The 17,854-nt window shown below is 43.5% G+C and carries 11 protein-coding genes and 1 riboswitch; of the genes, 4 read left to right on the forward strand and 7 right to left on the reverse strand.

Annotated elements, in window-relative coordinates:
* Positions 1-53: 53 nt before the first annotated feature.
* Entirely contained in the window at positions 54-2,366 is a 2,313-nt protein-coding gene (gene metE / locus DN068_RS03445; protein WP_110997485.1) for a 5-methyltetrahydropteroyltriglutamate--homocysteine S-methyltransferase, read from the reverse strand.
* Between the two features lie 158 nt (positions 2,367-2,524).
* A riboswitch (cobalamin riboswitch) is annotated at positions 2,525-2,715 on the reverse strand.
* A gap of 190 nt (positions 2,716-2,905) precedes the next feature.
* Between metE and DN068_RS03450 the strand changes: the two genes are divergently transcribed.
* From DN068_RS03450 to DN068_RS03465, 4 genes are all read left to right on the forward strand, one after another.
* Positions 2,906-4,759, forward strand: a complete 1,854-nt coding sequence (locus DN068_RS03450; RefSeq protein WP_123985223.1) for a hypothetical protein — start codon at positions 2,906-2,908, stop codon at positions 4,757-4,759.
* 301 nt (positions 4,760-5,060) lie between these two features.
* The gene (locus DN068_RS03455; protein ID WP_110997487.1) at positions 5,061-6,131 is read left to right on the forward strand and encodes an NAD-dependent epimerase/dehydratase family protein; all 1,071 of its coding nucleotides are present in this window, start codon (positions 5,061-5,063) and stop codon (positions 6,129-6,131) included.
* 2 nt (positions 6,132-6,133) lie between these two features.
* Positions 6,134-7,195, forward strand: a complete 1,062-nt coding sequence (locus DN068_RS03460; protein WP_110997488.1) for an NAD-dependent epimerase/dehydratase family protein — start codon at positions 6,134-6,136, stop codon at positions 7,193-7,195.
* 3 nt (positions 7,196-7,198) lie between these two features.
* Positions 7,199-7,939 (forward strand): glycosyltransferase family 2 protein, encoded by a 741-nt coding sequence (locus DN068_RS03465; RefSeq protein ID WP_110997489.1) that lies wholly within the window; start codon positions 7,199-7,201, stop codon positions 7,937-7,939.
* 453 nt (positions 7,940-8,392) lie between these two features.
* On the opposite strand, the gene surE is transcribed toward DN068_RS03465, so the two are convergent.
* The 6 genes from surE to DN068_RS03495 form a co-directional block, all read right to left on the reverse strand.
* The gene (gene surE, locus DN068_RS03470) at positions 8,393-9,175 is read right to left on the reverse strand and encodes a 5'/3'-nucleotidase SurE (protein WP_110997490.1); all 783 of its coding nucleotides are present in this window, start codon (positions 9,173-9,175) and stop codon (positions 8,393-8,395) included.
* A gap of 9 nt (positions 9,176-9,184) precedes the next feature.
* On the reverse strand, positions 9,185-9,979 hold the full coding sequence (locus tag DN068_RS03475) for an ABC-2 transporter permease (RefSeq protein ID WP_110997491.1): 795 nt from the start codon (positions 9,977-9,979) through the stop codon (positions 9,185-9,187).
* A 216-nt stretch (positions 9,980-10,195) separates the two neighbouring features.
* Positions 10,196-11,083, reverse strand: coding sequence for an ABC transporter ATP-binding protein (locus DN068_RS03480; RefSeq protein WP_110997492.1), 888 nt, complete (start codon positions 11,081-11,083; stop codon positions 10,196-10,198).
* Between the two features lie 111 nt (positions 11,084-11,194).
* Positions 11,195-12,019: an SDR family oxidoreductase gene (locus DN068_RS03485; RefSeq protein WP_110997493.1), complete on the reverse strand. Its 825-nt coding sequence runs from the start codon at positions 12,017-12,019 to the stop codon at positions 11,195-11,197.
* 611 nt (positions 12,020-12,630) lie between these two features.
* A complete protein-coding gene (locus tag DN068_RS03490) occupies positions 12,631-15,516 on the reverse strand; it encodes a TonB-dependent receptor (RefSeq protein ID WP_110997514.1) in 2,886 nt (961 codons plus the stop codon).
* A gap of 62 nt (positions 15,517-15,578) precedes the next feature.
* Entirely contained in the window at positions 15,579-16,544 is a 966-nt protein-coding gene (locus tag DN068_RS03495; protein WP_110997494.1) for a retropepsin-like aspartic protease, read from the reverse strand.
* Between the last annotated feature and the right edge of the window lie 1,310 nt (positions 16,545-17,854).

Raw genomic sequence — 17,854 nt, forward strand, 5'->3', positions numbered from 1 at the left:
CGCAGTCGAAGCCCCAACGCAGAACGCAACTTCAGACCATCGGCTTTGAGCTTTTAGATTTGAAGGCGCATTTCCTGCGCAGCAGCGACCATTTCAATAAGTGCTTTTTGTGTTTCCTCCCAATGACGCGTTTTCAATCCGCAATCAGGATTCACCCAAAGTTGTTCGGCGGGAATCACCGCTTTTGCTTTTTTCAATAAGTCAGTCATTTCCTTTTTTGAAGGCACACGCGGCGAGTGAATATCATAAACACCTGGTCCTATTTCATTCGGATATTTAAAATCAGCAAAAGCATCGAGCAATTCCATTTGTGAGCGCGAGCATTCAATAGTGATTACATCCGCGTCCATCGCAGCAATGTTTTCAATGATATCGTTAAATTCCGAATAGCACATATGCGTGTGGATCTGCGTTTCGTCTTGTACGCCACTGGCCGCAATACGGAATGCGCGCACAGCCCAATGCAGGTATTCCTGCCAGTTTTCTTTGCGCAACGGTAAGCCTTCGCGGATAGCTGGTTCGTCGATTTGAATGATACGGATGCCGGAGTTTTCAAGGTCAACCACTTCATCGCGGATGGCGAGTGCAATCTGTGTGCAAGTTTCACTGCGCGGCTGATCATTACGGACGAAGCTCCACTGTAGGATTGTAACAGGACCGGTCAGCATACCTTTTACCCATTTTTCGGTTAAGGATTGAGCATAAGCGCTCCATTTTACCGTCATCGCAAATGGGCGGCTCACATCTCCGTAAATCACCGGCGGTTTTACACAGCGACTGCCATAACTCTGTACCCAGCCATTTTTTGTAAATGCAAAACCATCTAGTTGTTCGCCAAAATACTCAACCATATCATTGCGCTCAAATTCCCCATGTACCAGCACATCCATGCCGATGCTTTCCTGCCAGCGAATCGCTTTTTCGGTTTCCTGTTTCAGTAAATCATTGTAGTGTTGATTGCTGATGATTCCTTTTTTGAAATTGGCACGCCAGTTACGTACTTCCGTTGTTTGCGGAAACGAGCCGATTGTAGTTGTTGCGAACATCGGTAAATTTAATGCTGCACGTTGTTTCAGCTTGCGGGTCGCAAATTCGTTTTCGCGATTGGCATCTTCCTCTGTAATCGCAGCTACGCGTTGCTTTACTTTTTTATTATGAATCACCAGCGATGTTTTGCGCGCTTTCAGCGCCGCTGTATTGTCCTGTAGTTTCTGTTGCAACGCATCGTTATCACTTTCTACTGCCAGACGTTTCAGCGTAACAACTTCGTCTATTTTCTGTTTTGCGAAAGCCATCCATTGTTTAATTTCAGGTTTCAGCGCATCATCATTTGTTTCGAGATCCAGATCGCAAGGCGAGTGGAGTAGCGAACAAGAAGGCGCCACCCACAGGCGGTCCGCAGGTACTTTCGTGTTTGCTTTGCTGATTAATTCCAGCGATTGTGCAAAATCGTTCTTCCAGATATTGCGGCCATCTACCAGGCCCAATGAAAGATTGAGTTTGTCGTTGAGTAATCCGGAAGCGAAAATGTCATCGATCTGCGAAGGGCATCGAACCAGGTCGAGGTGCAGTGTATTTACTGGTAATTGTAAAACAGTGGAAAGGTTTTCGCCATAGCATTCAAAATAGCTGGCGAGTATCAGATGCAGATGCGGGAACTGCTTTTTGATTTTCTGATAAGTATCGGTAATGACTTTCCGTTCTTTATCGTTCAAATTCAGCGCCAGGCAAGGCTCGTCGAATTGAATATAATGTGCATTGATATCGTCCAGTCGTTTTAGTACCTCAAAATAAACAGGTAGCAAACGGTCAATTAAATCCAGGCGATGAAAACCTGTTTCTTTTTCTTTGCCTAAAAGCAGGAATGAAACGGGGCCCAACAATACTGGTTTTGCAGCGATGCCATTTTGTTTTGCTTCGATAAATTCGTTGATCACTTTATGTGAAAGCAGGCTGAAATGCTGGTTGGCTGCGAATTCTGGTACAATGTAGTGGTAGTTGGTGTCAAACCACTTAGTCATTTCCATCGCGGTAAGATCATAACCTTCTTTTTGATAACCACGAGCCATTGCAAACAGCAAATCAATTTCCGGAACTTGCTTTTCCTGTAGCAGCGCATGATACCTTTCCGGTATAGCACCTACCATCAAGCTGGTGTCCAGCACCTGATCATAGAAGGAAAAATCATTGCACGGAATAAGATCGATACCGGCTGTTTGTTGTAATTGCCAGTTTTGTTTTCTGATCTTCTGACCGGTAAGCATTAATTGACTGGCCGTAATTTTTCCAGCCCAGTAAGCCTCGCAGGCTTTTTTGAGTTCACGTTGGCTGCCAATCCTCGGGTAGCCTAAGTTGTGTGTGCGCATTTTGACGCTTTTAAAATGAAAAAATCAATTAAAAGCTCCATGCTCCATTCCGCAATGCGATCGGTGAAAGAAAATCAGAAAAGATAAGACAGGAGTAGGCGCACCTTTGCGGTGGTTACCAACATATCTGCCTGACCATTGCTTCAATCCGCGAAAGCATTGTCAATTCCGGTAAGGCAGGTCTCCTGGCTTGTAACATTTCTGCCATCCTTCCCATTCCGATTTTATCGGGACAGTGGACATACGCGGCAAAAACTATCTGGTTACTTACAGTTGCGGGACAGCTTGTGATTTTCACACAATTCCCTATTAATCTACATTAAGTAAAACCTTTCCGGTTGATAATGAAATAAAGTAAAGAACTTATCGCTGCGAAAGTAGGAAAAAAACGAAAAAGACTACTATGCGTCTATAAGAGCCGTTTTACAGGAGTTTTGCAATGTTTGTTTTTTCGCAATGCAACGATATTCTTCCGGTAATTTTTATTAATTACCTTGCCTGCCCGAAAACCTGTTCGTTATATGTTCAAACATGACGTTTTGAAGAAAACATACCTTCCCTGTCTGCTATTTGTCATCGCATTGGTCTTTATTTTTCCCAGAGATTTTTACAACGATCTTTCTGATAAAACGACGCTGGTTGATAACGGATGGAAATGGGCACTGCATTTTTTCTCGGCTCATTTTGAACGCTATCATTGGGGTAAAGACGTTATTTACACTTACGGTCCGCTGGGAATTCTTTCAGCGCGGAGCTTTCCATTTTCGTTATGGTTTCTGCAATTCGCGTTCGACATTTATATAGGGTTTAATCTTTTTGTTGTTTTCAGAATATTACTCAAACAATACAGCAATCTGATGGCCTGCATATATGGCATCGGGCTGCTGGTAAGTCTTTGGGAGGTCAATTGGCTATTACAGTTATCAAATGTGCTGCTGTTGATCTTGTTGTATAAAGATAGTGCGCGTCACCGGGTGGCTTATATCATAGCGATTAACATTGCGTTGCTATTGTTCATCAAATTAAATACACTTTGGTCGGTCGCCTTTATTCTGCCAACGCTTGTGTATCTTTTGATCAGCACTAGAAAATATAGTACACTGTTGGGTAGTCTGATTTTAATGTTAGGTGCGAGCATGCTGATCGGCAGTCTGACGCATGTTTCTTACGTTTCCTATTTTCAGACTTCGCTTGATACCGTTGCTTACTACACGCATTCTATGTATTACTTTACCACTGCGTATCGCGGGGTATTTTACATTGGTGTTGTGTTTTCGGTTGTGTTGATCCTTTTGCTGGCATACTTGTCCATTCGCAGTCTGGCAGCCAAACGCATTGCGGAAGTGTTGCTGTTCGCCAATATTTTTATTCTGTACTTTATCCTGTTCAAGCAAGGCTTTACAAGATTCGACCGTGAACATTTCAATCAATATCTCTGTTTAACGCCGCTCGTCGTTTTTTGTTTGTATCTCGTAACACCGGACATACGGAATATAGTGGGCGGATTTTGGGCGATTACGATGCTGGCTGTATTGGGAATTTGCGGCGTACGGTTTATAAAAGGATATCAGGGCAATATTCCCGTTTTTACCTTCAAACCTGCACCGCTGTTCAATTACACGAAGCAATTGGTTTTCGCAATGGGACAGCAACAACCAGAAAATCTTTCCAGCGGCGGTTCTTACGATTACTACATTAATCAGTGCATCAATCAGAAGACAAATAGTAACGATAACTGGCATAATCGTCCGGCATTTCAATCGATCGTAACTGTGTCCAGACATCTTGATTCCATCAACACGGCTTACTACAGCGGCGCTGACGCTCCCGATACCATTTTTTATGATGGCGCCGGTGTAGATGACCGGAATCCGTTTTGGGATGATCCGTTGTGCAAATGGACGATATGGAGCCGTTATCAATACGCAGGCAACGCAGCAGACCAGCAATTGTTACTCACCAAACGTCAGGTACCGTTACAATGGAAACGTGTACTACTGCTGGATACGACTGTATCTTTCGGCCAGGCGTTGAATATTCCGGCTCATCAGGAAGGTGTCGTTGTATTTAATGCAGCTGTTAATTACAGTAGCGTCGGAAAGCTTCAGACGTTCTTATTTCAGCCGCCTGCAACGACTGTGAAAATACATTTGAACGATGCGATTGCAGATACGTTGGCGCCGTTCCGATTTATTCCGCCGTTACACAACAATGAAGACCTAATGGCTGGTGCGTATGCGCTTCCGGGTGACGCCAGCTTGTTTCAGCACCTGACGACGGATTTCAATCACGTTGGCGCAAATGTAAAATCGGTGACGTTTTTGACAGATCGTTTATCGGGTGTCGACAATAAGATTAAAGTAAAACTATACCTCGTCCAGGCTCAACTTTGATTTGATTCTGTGCGTTCCATGATCAGTTTCCCGATTTGCCGTTGGTAGGAAAATGGTACCGTTCGTAAGGAATTTAATATTGAATTGACACACCTGTATTTATTTGGCGATTAATTTCCGGGCTTATATATTCTCTAAAAAATGAATTGTCATTGTTCGCTATTATATGGATCTGTTTGTTTCTTGTTTTGAATTGATAATTAATGTATTAGGAATATCATAGAATGGAATTGTTATAAAACAAAAATTACCTACATTGCTGGGCAATTTATAATAAACAGTTAGCTAATCAGATCAACAAGTGCAACAACAAACCATTCTCATCACCGGTGGTTGCGGATTCATTGGTTCCAACCTGGCGATCCAACTCAAGGAAAAATACCCGCATTACCAAATTATTTCGTTAGATAATCTGAAACGTCGCGGTTCTGAACTCAATATTGTCCGGCTCAAAGACGCCGGGGTACAATTTATTCATGGGGATATCCGCAATAAAGAAGATCTGGTCTTCGAGCATAAAATTGACTACATTATTGATGCCGCTGCGGAGCCTTCCGTAATGGCAGGCATGGATGCCACACTCAATTATGTCATCAATACAAACCTGAGCGGTACTATTAATACGCTGGAATTGGCAGCGAAGCATCAGGCAAAATTTATTTTCCTTTCTACCAGCCGCGTTTATCCAATCGAACATTTAGAAAATATCAGCTACACGGAAGGCGATAACCGTTTTGAAATTTCGAAGCTGCAGTCGCTTGCGGGCATTACTGAAAAAGGTATTAGCGAAGATTTTCCGTTGAATAAAGCCCGGTCTATATATGGCGCCACGAAACTGGCGTCTGAATTAATGATTGAAGAGTTCCGCGAGTTTTTTGGCGTGGACTATGTCATCAATCGCTGTGGCGTTGTAGCAGGGCCATATCAAATGGGTAAGGTAGATCAGGGCGTGATTACGCTTTGGGTAGCGCGTCACTACTGGAAAAATGATGTAGCCTATTTCGGCTATGGTGGCAAAGGCAAGCAGGTGAGAGACGTGATGCACATCCTTGATCTTTTTGATCTGGTAGACTATGAGATTCACAATTTCGACAAAGTAGGCGGACATACATTTAACGTCGGCGGTGGTTCTTTGACTAGTGTTTCACTGAAAGAGCTGACAGATATTTGTGCCGATGTTACTGGAAATAAAGTAAATGCTGCATCGCAGCCGGAAAACAGAAAAGGCGATATCCCGCTATACATCACCGATTGTTCCCGTATTCATAAACATATCGGCTGGCAACCGCGCCGTACTGTTACTAATATTATTGAAGATATTTTTCACTGGATAAATAAAAACGAGGCTCAGCTCAAAAAAATACTGAATTAACCATGAATATTGCAATTGTAACGGGTTCCGGCGGTCTTATCGGAAGCGAAAGCGTAAGCTTTCTGGCAGATAAGATGGATCTGGTCATTGGGATTGATAACGATCAGCGTGCTTATTTTTTCGGCGCGGAGGCGTCTACTAAATGGAATAAGGAAAGACTGGAAAATCAGTTTGACAATTATAAGCACTATGCCCTTGATATCAGAGATTATGCAGGTCTTCAACACATATTTGAAGCGTACAATACAGATATCAAACTCATCATTCATACTGCTGCACAACCAAGTCATGATTGGGCTGCGAAAGAGCCGCTGACTGACTTTACGATTAATGCCAACGGTACTTTGAATTTCCTGGAGCTCACGCGGTCGCACTGCCCGGAAGCGGTATTTATTTTTACGTCTACAAATAAAGTATATGGAGACACGCCAAATTACCTGCCACTGGTAGAACACGAAAAACGCTGGGAAATCGATGAAACACACCGTTATTTTAAAAACGGAATCGATGAGCAGATGAGTATCGACCAATCCAAGCACTCTATTTTTGGCGCGTCCAAAGTAGCAGCAGATGTGATGGTGCAGGAATATGGTAAATATTTCGGCATGAAAACTGCGGTATTCAGAGGTGGTTGTTTGACAGGCCCGCAGCACTCTGGTGCACAACTGCACGGTTTTCTGTCTTACCTGATGAAATGTGCTATTGGAGGTAATGAATACACGATCTTCGGCTATAAAGGCAAGCAGGTGCGTGATAATATTCATGCCTGGGACCTGGTGAATATGTTCTGGAACTTTTACAAAGCGCCAAGAAGCGGCGAAATGTATAATGCCGGCGGCGGACGTTTTTCCAATTGTTCGATGATTGAGGCAATAGAGCTGTGCGAGAAGATTACGGACAAGAAAATGAAATATACCTACTCGGAAAACAATCGCATCGGCGACCATATCTGGTATATTTCTGACGTGTCAAGGTTTAAAGAACATTATCCGGAATGGGAGTATAAATACAATCTGGAGAGCACGCTGACGCAGATTTTTGATAACTTAAAAAGTCGTGTGTAGCAGATGAAACTAAGTGTTGTCATTCCTGCTTACAACGAAGCAATGAATCTCCCGGATACTATTTTAGCATTTTATCAGGAGCTGCATCAAAATAATATCGATCACGAATTGCTTGTGATCAATGATAATTCAAAAGACAATACGATTGAAGTCATAACGGAACTCCAGCAAACAGTACCAACGTTGCGCACCATTTTTAATAATCCGCCACACAACGGTTTTGGTTATGCGGTGCGCAAAGGACTGGAAAATTTTTCGGGTGACTGTGTAGCTGTGGTAATGGCCGACTTATCGGATTCCCCGCAGGATCTGATTAAGTTTTACAATACGATGCTGGAGCAGAAGGTTGATTGTGTATTCGGCAACCGCTTTGCAAAAGGTGGAAAGGTGATTGACTATCCGAAGAAGAAATTATACATCAACCGTTTTGTGAACAACATGATAAGCTTTGTGTTTAAGCTCAAATACAACGATTGTACCAATGCATTCAAGCTCTATTCACGTCAGACGATTGATGGTATCAAACCTTTTATGTCACCGCATTTCAACCTTACGGTAGAATTGCCGCTGAAAGCGGTTGTGCGTGGTTATAGTTTTAGTGTGGTGCCAAATTCCTGGCAGAACAGAAAACATGGTACTTCCAATCTGAAGATACGCGAAATGGGAAGCCGGTATTTCTTTATAGTGCTTTACTGTCTCATTGAGAAATACTTTAGCAGAGGAGACTTTAAAAAGAAATGGTAATGTCGTGAATGGTCAATGGGGAATGGGCAACGCTCGTGTTGGGAAACCCACTCGCGTTTAGTCCCCCTGACTAATTATATGGCGCCCATAATCAAAAGACAATGACATCTTGATTTAGCAATAGGCCTTCAAATCTGGCTTCGAACCATCATTCTCCTACTTTTTTTATGCCAAAAAAAGTAGGCAAAAAAGGGCAGTCTAAGCCAGATCACTCCGTGGCTTAGACGGTCGCTCGATTGAGCTTCATCGCTACTGTGCTGCCAAACTAAGAGCCTTGAAATTGAACTCAATTTTAAATGTGTCATTGGCACGATGGGAAGGGACCACGGGATTTGAAACGCTGATAATACTATAGCAGAAGGCCGGAACAATCGTTCCGGCCTTCTTATGTATGTCTGATCTGCTAATTTAAAAGACTCGCAAGTTTAGATTTTTGCCTTTTGCCTTTTTAATTTAATCACCCCATTCCTTTTCCAGCCAGCTTTTCATGATCGTATCGGTAAAATCAAACTTGATCGGAACGATAGATGCATAACCTTCTTTTAGCGCCTCAATATCGGTACCATTGCCCGAATCCATATTTACGAACTGTCCCGTCATCCAATAATAATCTCGTCCACGCGGATCAATGCGGTGATCGAAATTTTCCGCCCATTTAGCATCCGCCTGGCGGCATATTTTTAAGCCTTTAAATTCACCAAGCGTGGTTATCGGAATATTCACATTGAGCAGCATATTCGGCGGCATTTGCTTTTCCAGCATGCGGCTTGCAACAGTGTGTGCTACTTTTTTAGAAACTGTAAAGTCTGCATCAAACTTGTAATCCAGTAGCGAAAAACCTGCAGAAGGAATGCCTTCAATAGCAGCTTCCATAGCCGCACTCATGGTGCCCGAGTAGATTACGTTGATAGATGCGTTGCTGCCGTGATTAACGCCACTCACACATAGATCCGGTTTGCCCTTTAAGATTTTATCGCGTGCCAGTTTCACACAATCAACGGGCGTGCCCGAACATTGATATGCCTCGATGCCCAGATCTTCAAAAACAGAAACGCGGTCGAGACGCAATGGCTTGCCAATGGTAATGGCGTGCCCCATGCCCGATTGCGGGCTGTCAGGAGCCACTACTACCACAGTACCCAGGTCTTTTACAGCTTCTACCAGCGCACGAATGCCTGGCGCAGTAATGCCGTCATCATTTGTAACAAGAATAACAGGTCGATTGTCTAATTGCATACTGCAAATTTACCAATCGCTGCGCATCAATCTGCGTCGGGCTATTAAATAATAGATACAAATCCAGATACAGGAAACAATCGCATAGGTGAGCGTCGGTGGCTGATATCCGAATTTTCCTGTTTTCAACAAGGCATTAAACGTAGACGAAGGCAATAGCTCATCACTGCTTTGTAGCGGCAGCAGCAGATCGAGGAATGGCAGTTTTAGTTTGAAGAGAAAGAAAAAATGCAGCATCATTTCAATAATCATGCAGTACAACATCAAGATACCAATAGCAAGGCCACTGCGTTTTACAAATACTGAAATCATCAGGGCAAAGCCAAAATAGTTGGCGCAGAGGATAAGCATGTATACCAGCTTCTCAATGTTGTCGCCGATGTACGCAAAAGAGGCGCCGGTGATTAACCCGATTACCAGGCCCATTACGGCAACAAATAGCGTTACGGTCAGTGCCAGCGATTTCATCATATACCATTTGGCATGAAAAAACTGAAGACGGGTCCAGCCATCGATCACATTCTGCCGGTTGGTACGAAACTGGTATTCATTGGTGATTCCGATGATAATAAAAATAGCAGGAACTAAAACAAAATTACTCGTGTAATAAGTGACCGTATCCCAAATACCTCCAAAAGAATTGGAACTGCCCAGCAGATTAATTCCGTCTCCGCCCAGACGTAAGACACCAGTGGTAACACCAAGATTCCATAGCAATACGCAGGCGCCAAACAAAAGCATGATCGTCCAGAACGTGCGGTATTTCTTTATTTTCAGCCATTCAATGGCCATAAGTTGTTTCATTTTCTCTTTTTTAGTATCAGGTATAAAGTATCAGGTATAAAGCTGTGTTTAATTGTAGTCGGTAATGAACAGTTGACATTCGCGTTTTGTCAGACTGAGTGAAGTCGAAGCCTTTTATCATTTCATGAGCATTGTCAATTGATCAGTTTTTGATTTTTGACTTTTGACTTTTCACTTTTCACGTTTCACAAGGATTCACCATTGACCATTGACCATTCACGAAGTAAGCTCCATAAACCTGCTTTCGAGGCTTTTCTTTTTCAGTGAGAGGTGCGACGCCACAATGCCTTTAGAAAACAGATATTCGTTGAGCTTAGTTGTCGTTAATCCATCTGTGATACTAATCTGCAGCGTATTGTTTTGTTGCATGATATTTCCGATGCCCGGCAGTTCTTTTACCGTTTGCAAGAGTAGATTCATATCTGCGGCGCGTACTTCAATCTGATCTTCGTTGTGCAATACTTCGTCTACCGGACCGCTTAGCAGCAGATCACCCTTTTTCAGGATCGCCACGTGCGTGCAAACTTTCTCTACCTCATCCAAAAGATGACTCGCCATAATGATCGTCATTCCGCCGGCGTTCAGCTGGCGGATCAGTTCGCGTATTTCAGCGATACCAGCCGGATCCAGGCCGTTTGTCGGTTCGTCCAGTACCAGTACTTTCGGATTGCCAAGCAAGGCTGCAGCGATTGCCAGCCGTTGTTTCATGCCGAGTGAAAATGTTTGAAACTTGCTGTCCTTGCGTTCCAGAAGATTTACAAGCTGCAATACGCGCAGCCGGTCATCCATGCCACGTTGCTTGATTGATGCACTGATCTCCAGATTATCGAAGGCAGACATGTAATGGTAGAAATTAGGCGTCTCAAGCAGCGAACCGATTTGCTGACGTGCTTTTTCAGATGGTGTATTGTCCAGCCAGTTGTAGTTTCCCGAATCAGCTTTTAAAACGTCGAGGACGGTGCCGAGCAGGGTGGTCTTGCCACTGCCGTTGGGACCAAGAATGCCAAACACACTGCCCGGCGGCACATCAAATGAAACGTTCTTCAGTGCCTGAATGGGGCCGTAGGCTTTAGAGATACCTTGAAGAGAAAGTATAGATTGCAAAAGGTGGTGATTTTGATTTCAAAAATGAGGAATGGCTTTGGTAAAAATGTCACCTGCAAAGGGTGAAAAAACGAATGGAAGCATAAGTGCTTCCATTCGTTGCAAAATAATTTAAACTTCTACAAACAGATCGGTTTGTAATTCTCCGCCCGGCTTCACTGAGTACATCGAGAGATCGGTGATGCCGGCTTCACGCAGCACGTCTTCATCAAGGAAAAGATTGCCCGTGTATGTTTTAGCGTCTTGTTTAAAAATATGGAAAGCCGCGTCCGCTAATATCTCTGGCTTGCGACTGCGTTGCGTAAGATAATCGCCGCCCAGCAGATTTTGTACTGCTGCAGTCCCAATGGTTGTTACCGGCCAGAGTGAGTTGGCTGCAATGCCTGAATGTTTCAGCTCTTCTGCCCAGCCGATCGTCATCATGCTCATATTGTATTTGGCCATCGTATAAGCTACGTGCGGGCCAAACCATTTTGGATCCAGACTGATGGGCGGAGACAGTGTAAGAATATGCGGATTGTCTGATTTGCGCAAATGCGGAATGCAATGTTTGGTAACTAAAAATGTTCCGCGCACATTGATATCATGCATCAGATCGAAACGTTTTGTCTCTGTTTGTTCTGTAGTTGTAAGCGAAATTGCAGAAGCATTATTTACGACGCCATCGATAAACCCGAAAGTTTCAATCGTTTGTTGTACCGCTTCAATGATCATGTCTTCACTGCGAATATCACATTGTACTGGTAATGCTTTACCGCCTGCTTTTTCAATCTCTTTAGCTGCCGAATAAATAGTGCCGCCAAGCTTCGGATTTTCTTCTGTAGATTTTGCTGCGATCACAATATTAGCGCCTTCACTAGCCAGTTTTAAAGCTATTGCCTTTCCAATTCCGCGGCTTGCGCCTGTTATAAAAAATGTTTTTCCCGTAAAGAGCATATCTTCTTAATTATGGTAATTAAATATACGGATCAATGGTCAATGGGCAATGGTCAATGGTGAATTTGTGAAAATTCAAACATGAAACGTGAATGCGTTATGCAGAAATGTGATTTCTTGCATAGAAATCGTCATTTCTTTAAAGAGAAATGGCGTTTCTTAAACAGGAAACATGATTTCTCAATCGGGAAACTACTCCGCTTCAATCAGAATTACGGTTTCTTTAATTGGAAACGAGGAAGAATGGACAAATGACAATGGGCAAAGCAAAATAGTAGCACTAATAATGCTCCTCACGGATTCCTCAGGATGACAAATAAACGCAAGAAACAGTGTTGGGAATGTGATCAATGTGGCGAATCTGTTTAATGTGCTTAATGTGTTTGCTCGTGATTTTTTGTTTCTGTTTGTGTACTCGTGTTTGTCACCCTGACGAAGGAAGGGGCCCGCGTAGTGTGTGCCTACATTATTGCGAGATCCCTCGTTGCCTCAGGATGAACTGCGACGCAACTCAGCGCAACTGGGGTATCCCTGCCGGTGGCAAAAAGTCGAAACGCGCATTAATTAAATAACGCGCGTTTCGACTTTCTGATTTCGACTTTTGAATTGTGTTAGTAGCCTGGTCCGCCACCGCCATATGGAGGACGTCCGCCCGGCGCATGTATATCACCTGGACCGCCGTTATTATTAGTATTAGTAGGCATGCCACCACTTTTAAAATGGCGCAGTGTGTACGTAATTGTAAACATAAAATATTGCGTCAGCACCTGCGTTCTGCTATCTTCAATATATGTGTCTGTGATATTGCGGCTGATGCTTTTATTCTGATTCAGGATATCGTATGCGCTTACACGTGCCTCCAGCGAATGATCCTTCAGGAATTTATAACCGATGTAAGCATTCCACAGGAAGAAGTTCTGATCATAAGCGCTGCCTAAACCAGAGTACAGGTTTTCATTGAGACTGGTATTAATCACCAGGCGCTTGAAAAGAATATAGTTCAGCTTCGCACTTACAACATGCGAATAATAGCTATTGTCTGACTGCGTCTGAATAGTGTTCTTCACAATATTGTAATTACCGGCGTACGATAATGTAAAGTCTACATTTTCGCTGATATTACTACTCAGCACAAATCCGCCGTTGATTGTCGTGCTGTTAGAGAAGTTCTCTACGTTGTTGATTAAGGAAGGAGCATGACTGTAACTAATACCTGCATTCAGGTTCAGATTGCTTTTAATCAGGCCAACCGGAATACCATAAGTAACAAATGTTTTACCCGTAAAATAGTTGTTCAGGTTCACTGGCAAAGTCAGTTGGCTACCGCGATTGATAGTAATGCCATTGGAAAATGCACTGTCTTTGGTCGGAATCAAGGTAGCGTTACCGATATAATCCTGGATGTAACTTCCGTATGCGTAGATGAAGAAATTGCTGCCGCCGCCGGATTTTGTTTTTCCGTAGCGTATGGTGAGTGTGTTTTCGAAATCCTGTTTCAGATTAGGGTTACCAGTGCGCAACAAAAGTGGATTTGAGATATCTACTACACTTTGTAATTGCGTAATGTTCGGCGCGGTTGTATTTGTGCGATACATAACGCGCAGGTTTGTGCCCTGACTGAAGCGGTAATTAAACATCGCCTGCGGCAATACAGAAGAAAACGGTTTGGATATATCTAATGGGTACGGGAAATCCTGTGTCCCCTGCAGCGTGGCGTACTGGTAATTCACACCCGCCATAAAGTTCATTTTCTTATCGCCCAGTCGATAGCTCAGGCCACCTTTCTGTGTGATATAAGTATTGTCGTATTTGTTGGAAAGAATCGTATCTAAATCTGTATAAGCCTGATCTGCCGATTCAAAATTGTACGTCTCTTTATCTGATTTGTTTTTGGTGTAAGACGGGCTGTAGTTCACCATCAGCTGGCCTTTTTTGCCCATAGGTTCTGTATACACAACGCTTGGCGAAACCGTGTAGCCATTGCTGTAGACAGTGTATTGCTGATCGAGCAGGGTAGTATCATTGATGTATTGGTTTAATGCATACAACTTGCCATCTCCATTTTTTTCGTTCAGCTGTGTACCGATATTCAGTGAAACCGTTCTTCCTTTTTTCGCGAAGCGGTGACGGAAGAGTATGTTATTAGAAAAGCTGTAACCAGTGTTGTTGGAAATATTCTGATTATTCGTCGCCCCTGCAGGAGCGTCGCCTAAAGTGGTGGCGCCTAGTAGATTTGTCGTGTATTGATTATTCTGGAAACTCAGTTTTGGGGTTACGATCAGCGAGTTAAATGAGTCGATCGTGTATTCAAAACGTACATTGAAGCGATGATTGTAGTTTTTGGTTTCCGTATTGCTGAGTTCGTTGTATGCCTGCGCTGCCGTATCACTATTGGTAAAATAGTTGCGCGTCAGTTGTGTACTATTGGTGTTATCTGTCTGATTAAAGAAATAGCTACCTGTTACTTTTATCTTTTTACCCCACGCATCGCTATAGTTCAGGCCGATTGAGTTTGTTTTGGTGATACCATTTTGTTGGCCAACTAAAAAGTTGCTTGACGAAGAACCGCCACCACCACGACTTCCGCCACCGCCACCATAGCCGCCGCCACGTCCGCCGCTGCTACCGCCGCTTACACCCAGCAGATCTTCTGCACTAAAGTTTTGCTGATTGATATTATTTGAAAGTCCGATGAGGGAAATGCGTTGATCACCGTTGAAATAATTCATGCTGGCGCCCGCGCTGTAACGGTCGTCTGTGCCATAACCCGCATACACTTTACCAAATTCACCAATGTTCTTGCCACGTTTGGTAATGATATTAATTGCCTTCTGCGACTGGCCATCATCAAAACCCGTAAACTGTGACTGATCGCTTAGTTTGTCAAACACCTGAATTTTGTCGATGACTTCTGCCGGTAGATTTTTCAACGCGAGGCTAGGGTCATCCCCGAAAAACGGTTTGCCATCTACCAATACAGTCTGTACCGTCTCGCCGTTTACTTTCACACCAGTGTTATCAGAAGTAACGCCCGGCATTTTGGTGACGAGGTCTTCGGCCGATGCATCCGGATTTGTTTTATAGGCGCCAGCGTTAAACTGAGTGGTATCGCCCATTTGTTGCGCGCGCACTTGTTGCGCCTGTACCACTACGTTTTGCAATACATTGCTGGAAGCTTTCAGACGGATTGTACCTACATTGATATCTCCGCTTACAATGTGCACGGCACGTTCCTGTGTCGCGTACCCGAGATAAGAAACGCGTATCGTATAATTGCCTGCATTAAGATTCGGAATCTGGAAATAACCGTCTATATCAGAAGTGGTGCCGGATTTTTTAGCACTGTCGCTTTGAAAAATCAACTGAATAGTAGCGCCGATTACCGAAGAACTATCGCGCTGATCCAACACGCGGCCGCGTACAGCGTAAGATTGGGCTTGTGCAACGCTGACAAAACAAAACAGAGAAATAAGTAAAAAAGTAAATATAGTTTTCATATTCATCAAGGTTATTGGACTGATCATTATGCTTGATGTTTAACCGTAACCAAAATTTCATCTTAAGTTCGCTTCCTGGTCGACTTATTTATTGGCTTCTTTACCACAATGTTAGCCGCTCTGGCCTTCGGAATGTTGAAATAGATCTTCTGCTCGTTAAAGTTGATACAGACCTTTTCAAATTTCTCCATAAAGTTATTGCCTAAAAAGCCAACAGCGTCCGGACGTTTAAAATATCCTTCCTCCGGCTGAATGATAACATAAGGTGAGCGCACAATAAAATCGCTGATCTCCATCGATCTGATTTGCACCACCGGCAAATAGACATTGCCACCCACTGCAGTCCCGGTCATATAGCTTTCTGTTGTGAGTGTCATATCCAGGTTTTTAAGTTTGCGCCAGGTATCGTATGATATATTAATAAAGATATCGCGGTTCCCCACCAGACTCACACCCGTATTATAGCGCAGCGGAATCCGTATTGAATCGTTCAGCTTCACATTCATTTGCGGGATGTTATCCTCCATCTCAAACGGAAAATTATAGAGATACTTGACCGAAGGTTTTTTAGGCGTCAATAATAGCTTATGCGCTTTAAAATCAATCGTCACATAAAACTGGCGTAAAAAATCCGTACCCAGAATGCCGTCCAGAGGCTTCTGATCCGGTGCCGGCCATTTGCTGAGATCCCTTTTCGTAATCTCCATATTATCCACCCGCGCATCACCCAGTTGAATCTTCGCTATCCGGAGCACTTTCACCCGTTCATAGCCCACAGTTCCCTCCACACTGTCTTCCCGCACTTCCGGCAGCCTTATAATATTAGCAGTCTGCGTGTTCAATACCGAAGTATTGGCCCCGGTATTCAGCAAAAACACAAGTCCTGGCTTGTTATTAATCTTCACATGCACATAAATCAGACTCTGATAATATTGAAAGCCCACACCGTTTGACTGAGCCAAAACAGTTGAAACACCATAAAGAGATAGGAACAGGAATAGATAAAAAGGACGAAATATCTTATTCATAGAGCGGAATCGCTAATAAAAATAACAGAATAATCATCAACGACAAACCTCCATCGCAAATTGGCAATAAAACATTCGAATCGCCGAACCACTGATTTTCCGACACGAAACCCTATACTATATATAATATCACAGTAGAGGAGCCAAACCACAATTTTCCAATCAGCATTCGTCCTGCTGTCCGCTATTACTCCTCGCTCGTTACCTCGCTGTGGGGTAGCCGCTACCATCAGGGCTATCATTTCATCGTTCCGGTCGCTATTCTGCAGTATATATAATATGCAATCACTACTACATAACATAGGCAAATTGCAATTCCAGCAGTCGGGACTGGGAAATCTGAGGTCAAGGAGCCTTTGCCTGGCGGCACAGTAGCAATGTGGTTAAATCGGGCGACTGTCTGAACCCCGGCGTGATCGGGTGAAGAAAGCGCTTTTTGGTGCAAGCAAAAAAATAGCAGACTAGCGTACTAATGTTGGTGTATGGCAGTAAAGCTCGCTTGCATAACACGTCCGGCCTAAGGAAACTCCGGCGTTAAAAAATGGAATGCTTCCAGCGTAAAGCAATTATGGTGGTGCCCGGAGCTCCGAAGCTCAGTTATAGTTTCGCCAGGGACAGCCCTAGCGCTAGATAGTAAGCTTCAATAATTGTAGCTGGACGCCATTTCATTTTAGCCGTAGTTTCCTTAAGCCTTGAATTTTTGGTTACTTTTTGTTCAAGCAAAAAGTAACAGACTACATGGTTATGCTATATAAGAAGGCTAATAGTGTGCCTTTTGCTTCATTGCAAAGGACGCCGACATATATTTTGAAACGCATGCCAGGCCACAGTGCTGCATTCCGTCCATTACAAGGAGGTTTTCATCAAAAAACTTGCGCCAAACATTTGGAAGTGAAGAGACTTTATCTACCTTTGCACTCCCAACAAAAACGGGACAGTTCTTAAAGAGGTTGCCAGAGGTGATGAAGCGGCTGAAAAGCTTGCACAGCAAGCGATTCGGCGAAAGCGAGACTTGAAAAACTTTTTCAAAGAAAGTTTGGAAGTTTGAAAACAAACACTACCTTTGCACTCCGCTTCTGAAAAGTGGCAAAGAAAAAAGAAGATCTTTAAAAGGCGCGGTTGTTTCAAACAGAGGCTGAACGAGTTGTGAAAATAAATCTTGAAAAAAGATTTGGAAGTTTGAAAATAAAAAGCGTACCTTTGCAGCCCGCTTCGCGGCGGAAAGCAACAAAAAGATAACACAGTTCTTAAGTTAAAAAGATGCGCAGGTTAAAGGCCTGAAAGAAAGAAGCGGTTCAATTCCGATAGCA

Origin of the sequence: Taibaiella soli (assembly GCF_003236175.1) — a bacterium.
GTDB lineage: Bacteria > Bacteroidota > Bacteroidia > Chitinophagales > Chitinophagaceae > QKTW01.

Coding starts and splice junctions, on each gene's coding strand:
- metE (WP_110997485.1), bottom strand. CDS start 2,366: ATGCGCACACACAACTTAGGCTACCCGAGGATTGGCAGCCAACGTGAA.
- DN068_RS03460 (WP_110997488.1), top strand. CDS start 6,134: ATGAATATTGCAATTGTAACGGGTTCCGGCGGTCTTATCGGAAGCGAA.
- DN068_RS03465 (WP_110997489.1), top strand. CDS start 7,199: ATGAAACTAAGTGTTGTCATTCCTGCTTACAACGAAGCAATGAATCTC.
- surE (WP_110997490.1), bottom strand. CDS start 9,175: ATGCAATTAGACAATCGACCTGTTATTCTTGTTACAAATGATGACGGC.
- DN068_RS03475 (WP_110997491.1), bottom strand. CDS start 9,979: ATGAAACAACTTATGGCCATTGAATGGCTGAAAATAAAGAAATACCGC.
- DN068_RS03485 (WP_110997493.1), bottom strand. CDS start 12,019: ATGCTCTTTACGGGAAAAACATTTTTTATAACAGGCGCAAGCCGCGGA.
- DN068_RS03490 (WP_110997514.1), bottom strand. CDS start 15,516: ATGAAAACTATATTTACTTTTTTACTTATTTCTCTGTTTTGTTTTGTC.
- DN068_RS03495 (WP_110997494.1), bottom strand. CDS start 16,544: ATGAATAAGATATTTCGTCCTTTTTATCTATTCCTGTTCCTATCTCTT.